Source organism: Inquilinus sp. CA228 (assembly GCF_052078665.1).
GTDB lineage: Bacteria > Pseudomonadota > Alphaproteobacteria > DSM-16000 > Inquilinaceae > Inquilinus.
Genome location: NZ_JBQJIK010000134.1, coordinates 1 through 11,012, shown reverse-complemented (window position 1 = coordinate 11,012; position 11,012 = coordinate 1). Strand labels below are relative to the sequence as shown.

7 protein-coding genes are annotated in these 11,012 nt (G+C 67.1%); 4 read left to right on the top strand and 3 right to left on the bottom strand.

Going from position 1 to position 11,012, the window contains the following annotated elements; genetic code table 11:
- The first annotated feature begins 228 nt into the window (after positions 1-228).
- Positions 229-2,316, top strand: a complete 2,088-nt coding sequence (locus tag ACTOWL_RS36675; RefSeq protein ID WP_441326251.1) for an AAA family ATPase — start codon at positions 229-231, stop codon at positions 2,314-2,316.
- A gap of 108 nt (positions 2,317-2,424) precedes the next feature.
- On the opposite strand, the gene ACTOWL_RS36670 is transcribed toward ACTOWL_RS36675, so the two are convergent.
- A complete protein-coding gene (locus ACTOWL_RS36670; RefSeq protein WP_441326250.1) occupies positions 2,425-4,038 on the bottom strand; it encodes an ABC transporter substrate-binding protein in 1,614 nt (537 codons plus the stop codon).
- Between the two features lie 461 nt (positions 4,039-4,499).
- On the opposite strand from ACTOWL_RS36670, the gene ACTOWL_RS36665 reads away from it, so the two are divergent.
- The 3 genes from ACTOWL_RS36665 (at position 4,500) to ACTOWL_RS36655 (ending at position 8,732) form a co-directional block, all read left to right on the top strand.
- On the top strand, positions 4,500-5,393 hold the full coding sequence (locus tag ACTOWL_RS36665) for a fructose bisphosphate aldolase (RefSeq protein ID WP_441326249.1): 894 nt from the start codon (positions 4,500-4,502) through the stop codon (positions 5,391-5,393).
- 225 nt (positions 5,394-5,618) lie between these two features.
- Complete coding sequence (locus ACTOWL_RS36660) at positions 5,619-8,420, top strand: ATP-dependent DNA helicase (RefSeq protein WP_441326248.1); 2,802 nt, start codon at positions 5,619-5,621, stop codon at positions 8,418-8,420.
- A 33-nt stretch (positions 8,421-8,453) separates the two neighbouring features.
- Positions 8,454-8,732 carry a hypothetical protein gene (locus ACTOWL_RS36655; RefSeq protein WP_441326247.1) on the top strand — a complete coding sequence of 93 codons (279 nt, stop codon included), beginning with the start codon at positions 8,454-8,456 and terminating at the stop codon, positions 8,730-8,732.
- Here the strand turns inward: ACTOWL_RS36655 and ACTOWL_RS36650 are convergent, their stop codons facing one another.
- Positions 8,733-9,503, bottom strand: a complete 771-nt coding sequence (locus ACTOWL_RS36650) for an alpha/beta hydrolase (protein WP_441326246.1) — start codon at positions 9,501-9,503, stop codon at positions 8,733-8,735.
- The gene (gene glgA, locus ACTOWL_RS36645; protein WP_441326245.1) at positions 9,500-10,957 is read right to left on the bottom strand and encodes a glycogen synthase GlgA; all 1,458 of its coding nucleotides are present in this window, start codon (positions 10,955-10,957) and stop codon (positions 9,500-9,502) included. Before glgA ends, ACTOWL_RS36650 begins: the two co-directional genes overlap by 4 nt.
- Between the last annotated feature and the right edge of the window lie 55 nt (positions 10,958-11,012).

The window sequence follows — 11,012 nt, the reverse complement described above, 5'->3', positions numbered from 1 at the left end:
AGCGCTTGGTCTTCTTTGCGATCTCGGCCATCCGGCCACGGCTCTGTTCCGTCCACATCCATAGCTTGAATCATATCCTCGCTCGCCGAGAAAGCCCCCATCCGCAATTTCCAAACGGTCTCTTAGGCGGGGTCTCGATTTAATCCGAATAGGAGCAGAAATAACCGGTAGCGAGCAGGATTTCGGGTTTCCAGATTTATAAGAGTTAATCAATAAGCGGAGAACAAAATGCGATTAATTAAATTCAAAGTTACTAATTTTCGGTCGGTAATTGATAGCGACTGGATAGAGACTGAACAGGTAACAGCACTTGTTGGCGTCAATGAATCTGGAAAAACGAACCTACTCCTTCCCCTTTGGAAGCTAAATCCAGCGAGAGAGGGTGATATCAAGCCTACTTCTGACTATCCAAAAGGAAACTATACCGCCGTCCGAGCGAACCCAGAAGAATTTAAATTCATCACTGCGGAATTCGATTGCTCCGAATGTGCAACCAGACTCGGGGAGCTCTCCGAAGTTGATCCAAAATACCTCGACGTAGTTGAGGTCAGTAGATATTTTGATGGGAATTACGAAATTAAATTTCCGAAATACAAACCGCGCACTGAGATCCCGACTGAGGAAATACGGGAGATCATCGACAGCGCCAAATCTGAGATATCGGCAATCTCGCCTTTAGCAAAAGAGTCGACGCTCAAACCAGATATGCTAGCCTCACTTGATAATGCCGCTGCCGCATTACCTCAGAAATCACTGTCAGCTCCCCGACTAAGAGAACTGGTAGCCAAACTGAGCGAGACCATACCTCAGACTCCAGCCGCAACAAGCTCGATTGTTCCACGTTTTCAACAGTTAATAAATACTTTAAAATCAAAGATCGAATATTTAACACCATCACCTCTAGATGAAATAAGTGATATACGTGACCTTGTGATCGAAAGTCTCCCAAGATTCGTATACTATTCGAACTATGGAAATCTGGATTCCGAGATATATTTACCACATGTGGTTCAAAACTTAAAACGCAACGATCTAGGTGCCCGCGAGGCAGCAAAAGCACGCACCCTTCGCGTACTATTTAGTTTTGTAACTTTGCAACCGGAGGAGATTCTTGAACTTGGTAGGGACTTCAGGAATTCGGAGGGCCGCAAACCAACGGACAGCGAGATTGCAGATATTGCTACAAAAAAGCGTGACCGCACTATCCTGCTCAATTCCGCTGGCACCGATCTCACAAAAAGATTCCGGGATTGGTGGAAACAGGGTGACTATACATTTGAGTTTCAGGCTGACGGGGATCATTTCCGCATTTGGGTCAGCGACAGCAAGCGTCCAGAAAAGGTTGAACTCGAAGACCGAAGCAGTGGCCTTCAATGGTTCTTGAGTTTCTACCTTATATTTTTGGTCGAAAGTAGCCGAGATCACCGTAATGCAATACTTTTACTGGACGAACCAGGACTATCACTACATCCGCTTGCGCAACGTGATTTGTCAGCCTTCTTCGTAAACCTATCTCAGACCAACCAAATCATTTACACAACCCACTCACCCTTCCTTGTTGACGCGGATTCGCTTGATCGTGCGCGCAAGGTCTACGTAGCCAACGATGGCTCTACCAAGGCGTCTGCTGACCTCAGGAGGGGCAGCGAGGATCCACGAAAAAGCGGTGCAACTTACGCGATCTACTCGGCTCTAAACATGAATGTCGCCGAAAGCCTATTGCTCGGCTGCCATCCGATAATCGTGGAAGGCCCTTCCGACCAGCATTATCTAGCAACAATAAAAGCACTCCTAATTGGGGGAAAAAAGATAAATCCCAGTCGAGAGTTGGTATTTCCCCCGTCACACGGCGCAAAGAACGCCAAAGTCGTAGCGAGTATCTTGACAGGACGCAACGAAATCCTACCCGTTATGCTCTTTGACGGCGATGAGATAGGACAAAAGGTATCTCGTGATATGGAGAATGGCCTCTATCAGACCGCTAAAGAGCGGATACTGTCGACCGACAAATATGTGGGTTTTAAAAATTCAGAAGTTGAAGATCTTTTCCCTCCTGAGTTTCTCACCGAAGTGGTCGATAGATTGATGCGGCAGGCCGACATACCTTTTGCCGATGTGATCTCGCCGGGAAAACCTATCGTTCCACAGATCGAGGCATGGGCATCATCGCAGAGCATTTCACTGCCTGAGGGATGGAAAGTCGACGTTTCTCGGGAGGCCAAGAAGCGGGCGCTCTCGCGCGGGATCAACAAATTTGACGTAACTGTGGTCGAGCACTGGGTGCAACTCTTCAATGATTTCGAGAAGTTAGGCTGAACCACGTGACCACTCGACTGGCCGCAGTGCTTGATAAGGTCGATCCTGCCGGGTCAAGCCCGGCAATGACAGGAAGGGGGAACGGTGCTTCGGTCCGATCACCCGTCCCTACTGATCCAGCCACGTATCCGCCCAGGACGACGTCGCCCATCGCGGATTCGTCGCGATGTTGTGCAGCCGGCGGCTGGCGACGGTGAGGAAGGTGAACTCGGCCGCCACGATCAGCGGCTGCTGGTCGGCGGCGCGCACCTGGAACTGCTTGTACAGGTCGATGCGCGTCGCCGGGTCGAGCTCCACCGCCGCCCGGTCGATCAGGTCGTTCATCGCCGGGTCGTCATAACCGTACTGGTTCGAGAACGGCACGCCGGCCGGCAGGCCGCCGCGATAGAGGATGGTGGTCGAGATCGCCGGGTCGTTGCGGTAGACCGGCGAGCCGATCGCCAGGTCGAAGGCGTGGTCGGTGTAGACCGCCTTGGTGTGGCCAGCCGCGTCGTTGGTCACCAGCGTCGCGTCGATGCCCACCGCCTGCAGCGCCTGGCGCAGATAGTCGCCCATCTGGCGGGTCTGCTCGAACCACGGCGCCGGCAGCAGGCGCAGGGCGAAGCGGGTGCCGCCGTCCTTACGTGGATAGCCGGCCTCGTCCAGCAGGGCCTCGGCCTGCTTCGGGTCGAACGGCCAGGTCGGCACGTCCGGCGTGTAGAAGGGCACGCCCGTCTTCGGCACCGGGCCGGTGGCCGCCGCCGCATAGCCGCGGAAGATGGTGCCGACCACATAGTCCTGGTCGATCGCATGGGCGATGGCGCGGCGGACACGGACGTCCTGCAGCTCCTTCCGCCGGTGGTTGATCTCGACCGTCAGCTGGTAGGTGATGCCTTCATAGCCCTTGCGCACCACCACCAGCTCCGGCAGGCCCTTCAGACGCTCCAGCTCCTCCAGCGGCACGGCGGAGAAGGCGGAGAGCTGGATCTCCCCCGCCTCATGCGCCGCGACGACGGCACCGCGGTCCGGCAGCACGCGGTAGACGATGCGGTCGAGATACGGCAGGCCGCCCGGGGCCCAGTAATTCGGGTTACGCTCCAGCAGGTAGTATTCGCCCGGCTTGTGCTCGCCGTAGCGGAAGGGGCCGGTGCCGACCAGCTGCTCATTGTGCGGGTTGGTGTCGATGTCGACGCCCTCGTAGAGGTGCTTCGGCACCACGGCGGTGACAGCGGGCAGCGCGTTCTCGACCAGCTGCAGCGGGATCGGCGTGGCGAAGCGGAGCACGGCGGTGCGGTCGTCCGGCGTGTCCACCCCTTCGAGGGTCTTGAACAGCACCCGGCCGAGATTCTGCCGCTTGCTCCACAGCTCGGTGGCGGAGAAGGCGACGTCGGCCGAGGTGAAGGGCTTGCCGTCATGCCAGGTGACGCCGTCGCGCAGGGTGAAGGTGACGGATTTGCCGTCGGCGCTGCCTTCCCACGCCGTGGCCAGCAGCGGGGTCAGCTTGCCGTCGGTGGCCATCTCGGCCAGCGGCTCGACCACCTTGCTGGCGACGTAGAACACGCCGTTGGAGGCGACCAGCGCCGGATTGAGATTCCGCGGCTCGGTGTCGGCCGCGACGGTCAGGGTGCCGCCCTTGACCGGGGTCTGGGCCCAGGCGCCGTGGGGCCGGATCGCCGAGAGCACCGCGGTGGCGCCGACGCCGGACAGGAGGGCACGACGGGACAGCGGCAGGCGGGCGGACATGGCGGACCTCGATGAACGGGACAGGACAGTCTAGACCAGCGCGGCAGCCCCACAAGGTAGAATCGGCCGAATAAACGACAAGTTGTCGTGAATTTGGACGCCGGGAAGGCCGGCGGGTCGGGGCGATCGCGTGAAAGCAGTGCGACGTCGACGGCCTTGCATTGCCTCTCCCGCCTGGCGGGAGAGGTCGGGCGTCCGTAGGACGACCGGGTGAGGGCGGGCCCAGGCCTCGACGAAATCCCCTCACCCGGAGCCGCTTCGCGTCTCCGACCTCTCCCGCAAGCGGGAGAGGCAATCGGACTGCGCCCTATCCGCCACCGGAGACGCTTCAGGCGATTGCCCTGGCCGGCGGGCGGGCGAGGATTGCGCCGGCCGCCGCCGCCATGCCACAACGGGGGCCACCCCACAGGCCGGCGGTCGAGGCCCTGCCTCCCGCCCGGGCCGGAACCAGGAGAATGACGATGACCCAGGACGCGATGGCGGCGCAGATGTCGGAGAAGCCGGGCTTCATCGCCGCGCTGGACCAGAGCGGCGGGTCGACCCCCGGCGCGCTGCGGCTGTACGGCATCCCGGACAGCGCCTATGGCGGCGACGACGAGATGTTCCGGCTGATGCATGAGATGCGGGTGCGGATCATGACCGCGCCGGCCTTCACCGGCGACACCGTGATCGGCGCGATCCTGTTCGAGAAGACCATGGACGGGCAGGCCGAGGGCAAGCCGATGCCGACCTTCCTGTGGCGGGAGCGGGGCGTGGTGCCGTTCCTGAAGGTCGACAAGGGGCTGCAGCCCGAGGCCGACGGCGTCAGCCTGATGAAGCCGATCCCGGGGCTGGATGCGCTGCTGGAGCGGGCGAGGGCGCTGGGCGTCTACGGCACCAAGGCGCGCTCGGTCGCCAACCTGGCGTCGCAGGCCGGCATCGCCGCGCTGGTGAAGCAGCAGTTCGAGCTGGGGGCGCAGATTTCCGCGCATGGGCTGATGCCGATCCTGGAGCCGGAGGTGCTGATCAAGAGCCCCGACAAGGCCGGGGCCGAGCGGATCCTGCGGGCCGAGATCCTGAAGGGGCTGGACGCGCTGCCGGCCGGGCAGCGGGTGATGCTGAAGCTGACCATCCCGGAGCAGCCGGGCTTCTATGCCGAGCTGATCGCGCACAAGGCGGTGGCCCGGGTGGTCGCCCTGTCCGGCGGCTACACGAGGGCCGACGCCTGCCGCCGCCTGGCCGCCAACCCCGGCATGATCGCCAGTTTTTCGCGCGCTTTAGTCGAGGAGTTGAAGCGGGATATGAGCGATGCGCAGTTCAACGCCGCGCTGGGGAAGGCGGTGGACGAGATTTATCAGGCTTCGGTCCACGCTTGAGCTGACGTGTTGCCTCTCCCGTTTACGGGAGAGATCGGAGACGCGAAGCGGCTCCGGGTGAGGGTTCTTTGTCGAAGCCCGGCCCTGCCCTCACCCGGTCTCGCTGCGCGAGCCCGACCTCTCCCGCCAGGCGGGAGAGGCAACGCGAAGTCATGCGAGAACAATTCGTGATCGTGGAATGCGGTCGGGGCTGGTGCCGGCGCCGCGCGCCCCTATAGTGCGCGCATGATCGCCCCGCCCGCCCCGATCCTGTCGCTGCCCGACGCCGAGCCGCTGGTGCTGGCGCCGGAGGGCGGCGTGCTGCTGACCGCCGATGGCGAGCTGATGGCGCTGGACCCGGCGGCGCTGCGCCGGCGGGTCGACGGGCCGCCGCTGCTGCTGTGCCACGCCAAGGCCGTCGGGCGGCGCTGCGGGCTGGAGGTGATGGGCGCCTTCGACCTGCTGGAGCTGTTCGCCTTCGCCCGGCCCGGCCGGTTCTCCGCGCCGACCCCGCGCGGCCTGGCCGCGGCGCTGGGCCTGCCGGTGCCGGCGAGCCTGGAGGATGCGGCGATCACCCTGCCCCGCCTGGCCGAGACGCTGCTGCGCGGCCTGTCGATCCCGACGGCCGACGAGCGCAGCGACCCGGCGGCGCTGGCGACCCGGATGGGCGAGGCCGGCTGGCCCTGGGCGCCCTTCGTGCTGAAGGCGCTGGGCCTGCGCGCGCCGGTCGAGGACCATCGCAAGCGCGGCGCCTACCAGATCTGGGCCCATCTGCCGGAATGGGAGGCCGAGCCGCCGAACCCGCCGCCGTCGCAGCACGGGGTCGAGCCGCGCGAGGCCCGCGCCCGGCTGGCGCAGATGCTGGGCGAGGGCGCCGAGCCGCGGCCGCAGCAGGGCGATTATGCCGGCGCCGTGGCCGCCGCCTTCGGCCCGCGCCCGGCGCCGGACGACCCGACCGTGGTGCTGGCCCAGGCCGGCACCGGCACCGGCAAGACCCTCGGCTACCTCGCCGCCGCCACGGTCTGGGCCCAGAAGAACGGCGCCCCGGTGTGGGTGTCGACCTACACCCGCAACCTGCAGCACCAGATCGATGGCGAGATGGACCGGCTGTTCCCGGACCCGGTGCTGAAGGCCCGCCAGGTGGTGCTGCGCAAGGGGCGCGAGAACTATCTGTGCCTGCTGAACTACGAGGATGCGGTGCGCGGCCTGGCGCTGAACCCGCGCGACGCGGTGCCGCTGGGCCTGATGGCGCGCTGGGCCGCGGCGACGCGCGACGGCGACCTGACCGGCGGCGACTTCCCCGGCTGGCTGGCCGACATCATCGGCCGGCCGAACAGCGTGGCCCTGGCCGACCGGCGCGGCGAATGCATCCATTCCGGCTGCCCGCATTACAGCCGCTGCTTCATCGAGCGCGGCATCCGCCGGGCGCGCAAGGCGCAGATCGTCATCGCCAACCACGCGCTGGTGATGATCCAGGCGGCGCTGGGCGGGGTGGACGACCGCGACGCGCCCAGCCGCTTCGTCTTCGACGAGGGCCACCACCTGTTCGAGGCCGCCGATTCCGCCTTTGCCGGCCACCTGACCGGGCTGGAGGCCACCGACCTGCGGCGCTGGCTGCTGGGCCATGAGGAGGGCGGGCGCCGGGCCAGCCGCGGCCGCGGGCTGAAGCGCCGGGTCGAAGACCTGCTGCCGGGCGAGGAGGCGCTGGCGACGGTCGACGACATCGAGCGCGCCGCCCGCGCTTTGCCCGGCCCGGGCTGGGGCCGGCGCATCCATGGCGAGGACCCGCGCGGGCCGGCCGAGCGCTTCCTGGCGCTGACCCGGACCCAGGTCTATGCCCGGGCCCAGGGCGCCGACGGGCCCTACACCCTGGAATGCGACACCACCGATCCGGTCGAGGGGCTGGTCGACGCCGCCCTGGCGCTGGACGTCGCCTTGGCCGGGCTGCAGGCGCCACTGCAGGCGCTGGCCAAGGCGTTCCGCGACCGGCTGGACGACGAGGCCGCATCGCTGGACCCGAACCAGCGCCAGCGGCTGGACGCCGCCGCCCGGTCGCTGGATCGGCGGGCGAAGATGGAGATCGGCGGCTGGCGCGGCATGCTGAAATCCTTGAGCGAGCCGACGCCGCCCTGGCTGGTCGACTGGTTCGGGATCGAGCGGGTGGAGGGGCGCGAGCTCGATTTCGGCTTCTACCGCCACCATGTCGACCCGACCCGGCCCTTCGTCGACGCGCTGGTGCGGCAGGCGCATGGCGTGGTCGTCACCTCGGCCACCCTGACCGACGGCGCCGGCGACGACCCCGACGACTGGCGCGCGGCGGAGGACCGCACCGGCGCCGGCCACCTGCCGCGTCCGGCGATCCGCGCCCAGGTGGCCTCGCCCTTCGACTACCCGGCCCTGACCCGGGTGCTGATCGTGCGCGACGTGCGCAAGGACGATTTGGACCAGGTCGGCGCCGCCTATCGCGAGCTGTTCCTGGCGGCGGGCGGCGGGGCGCTGGGCCTGTTCACCGCCGTGACCCGGCTGCGGGCGGTGCACCACGCCATCGCCCCGGCGCTGCAGGCGGCCGGCCTGCCGCTCTATGCCCAGCATCTCGACGGCATGGATGTCGGCACGCTGGTCGACATCTTCCGCGGCGAGACCGATGCCTGCCTGCTGGGCACCGATGCGGTGCGCGACGGCGTCGACGTGCCGGGCCGGGCGCTGCGGCTGATGGTGTTCGACCGGGTGCCCTGGCCGCGGCCCGACATCCTGTCGCGCGCCCGCGGCCTGCATTTCGGCAAGCAGCGCTGGAGCGACATGCAGACCCGGTTCCGGCTGAAGCAGGCCTTCGGCCGGCTGGTGCGCCGGGCCGACGACCGCGGCGTCTTCGTGCTGCTGGACCCGATGATGCCGACCCGCCTGTGCACCGCCTTCCCGCCCGGCGTCGAGGTCCAGCGCATCGGCCTGGCCGAGGCGGTGGCGATCACGAAGGACTTCCTGGCCCTTGAGCCGGCGGTCGCCGTCACTCACCTGGACGGGAGTGTGATCGGCGGGCCGTCGATCTGATAGGATAGGGGTCGCAACTGTTCGCAAGGGCCGATGGCCGTCTTCGACAAGCCGCTCCGAGCGCCGACGATCCGTGGCCTCTTCGGTGTCGGCGTGGGTTTTGTCATCTGCATGGCCCTGACGCCCCTGCTTGACCCCGCCGCGAGTTGGGGCCAGGGCATTCCGCTCGCCACGGGCATCTCGCTGATGTTTCTGGCGAAGGAGATCCTGCCGGAAGGGGCCGACCGGACCGGTTCCGGCCTGGCCATCATCATCGCCGTCTGCGTCACCGCCTCGCTGGCAGCCCGACTGATTCTCGGGCTTCTGCGATAGTTACCCAAGCCCGGCGGCCGCGACCTCTTCCACCGCCTGCCCCAGCAACGCCAGGTCCTGCGGCCGGGAGAGGCGGTGGTCGCCGTCCTTGACCAGGGTCAGGCGGACATCCGGGCCGGACAGGGCCTCGGCCAGGCGGAGGCTCTGGCGCCAGGGCACGTCGGGGTCGGCCATGCCGTGCAGCAGGCGCACCGGGCCGGCGAAGGGCACCGGGCCGCGCAGCAGCAGATGCGACCGCGCCTCCACGATCAGCCGCCAGGTGATGCGGTAGGGGCCGTCGCCATAGGCCGAGGGCCGGTCGACGAAGCCGTCGCGGCGCATCCGGGCCAGCCCCATCTCGCCCAGCGCCGGCAGCATCAGGTCCTCGGTGAAGTCCGGCGCGGCGGCGATGCCGACCAGCCCCGCCACCCGGCCCGGCCGGGCCAGCGCGGCGCAGGTGGCCACCCAGGCGCCCATCGACGAGCCGACCAGGATCTGCGGCCCCTCGGTCAGCCGGTCCAGCACCAGCAGCGCGTCGGCGATCCAGTCGCCGAGCACGAGGTTGGCGAACACGCCGCCGGAGACGCCGTGGCCGCGATAGTCGAAGCGCAGGAATTCGAGGCCGCGCTCGGCGGCGAAACCGTCGAGGAAGCCGGCCTTCTCCCCCGCCATCGAGGAACGGAAGCCGCCGCAGAACACCAGCCCCGGCCGGCCGTCACCCGTGCCGGCACGGCGGCGCCAGGCGACCGGCGTGCCGCCGGCCGCCGGGATGGTTCCGGTTTCCTCGGTCATGGCGTCGCCAGCAGGTCGCGGTACAGGGCGACGTACTCGACCGCCGCGCGGTCCCAGCTGAAATCCTGGGCCATGGCGCGGCGCTGCAGCTGCGCCCACAGCGCCCGGTCGCGCCACAGGCCGCAGACCCAGCTGATGGTGCCGGCCAGGGCCGGGGCGGTCGGGTCGTCGAAGCTGAAGCCGGTGGCGCGATCCTCGACGATGGCGTCGTGGCTGGCATTGACCACGGTGTCGGCCAGCCCGCCGGTGCGGCGCACCAGCGGCAGGGTGCCGTAGCGCAGCGCGTACATCTGGGTCAGGCCGCAGGGCTCGGTGCGCGACGGCACCAGCAGCACGTCGGCGCCGGCCTGCAGCAGATGCGACATCGCCTCGTCATAGCCGATGCGGACGGCGACCCGGCCGGGATACGCGACCGCCGCGGCCTGGAAGCCGGCCTCGAGCTCGGCGTCGCCGGAGCCGAGCAGGACCAGCCTGCCGCCGCCCGCGAGCAGCGCCGGGATGGAATCGAGCAGCAGGTCGCAGCCCTTCTGCCCGGTCAGCCGGCTGACCATGGCGAAGAGCGGCGAGCCGTCATCCTCCGGCAGGCCGAACTCGCGCAGCAGCGCCGCCTTGGACGCCGCCTTGCCGGCCAGGTCGTCCGGCCCGTAGGGCGCCGGCAGGTTCGGGTCGCGGCGCGGATCCCAGACGCCGTAATCGGTGCCGTTGACGATGCCGACCAGGTCCGCGGCGCGGGCGGCCAGCAGGCCGGACAGGGCGTAGCCGTATTCCGGCGTCTGGATCTCCTGCGCATAGGTGCGGCTGACCGTGGTGATGCGGTCGGCGTAGGAGAGCCCGGCCTTGAGGAAGCCGACGCCGCCGAAATACTCCAGCCCGTCGATCGACAGGCTGCCGGGCGGCAGGCCGAGCTCCGCCGCCGTCGCGGCCGGGAACCAGCCGGGGAAGCCGATGTTGTGGATCGTCGTGATGGCGCGCGGGCGCGCGCTGCCGGCGGCCTGGAACGAGAGATAGGCGGGGGCGAGGCCGGCCTGCCAGTCATGGCCATGGACGATGTCCGGCCGCCAGCGCGGGTCGGCGCCGAGGCCGACGCGCGCCGCGGCCCAGCCGAGGCCGGCGAAGCGGCGATGGTTGTCCGGCCAGTCCTGCCGGTCGGGGCCGAGATAGGGGTTGCCGGGCCGGGCGAACAGGCCGGGGCAGTCGAGCACATAGGCGGGGACGGCGACGCCGTCGAGCTCGGCCAGCATCAACTGCGCCGGGCCGCCGCCGAACAGGGCCGGATCCTCCAGCACCACCTCCGGCCGGTGCATCGCCTGCAGCACCGCCGGATAGGCCGGGACCAGGATCCGGGCGGCGATTCCGGCCACCGCCAGCGCCGGCGGCAGCGCCCCGGCGACATCGGCCAGGCCGCCGGTCTTGACCAGCGGATAGATCTCCGACACCGCGTGCAGGACGTTCATCGGGTCCGGGCTCCAGCCGATCGCTTTTTCGGAAGAACTTCTGCTGCCTTATCCC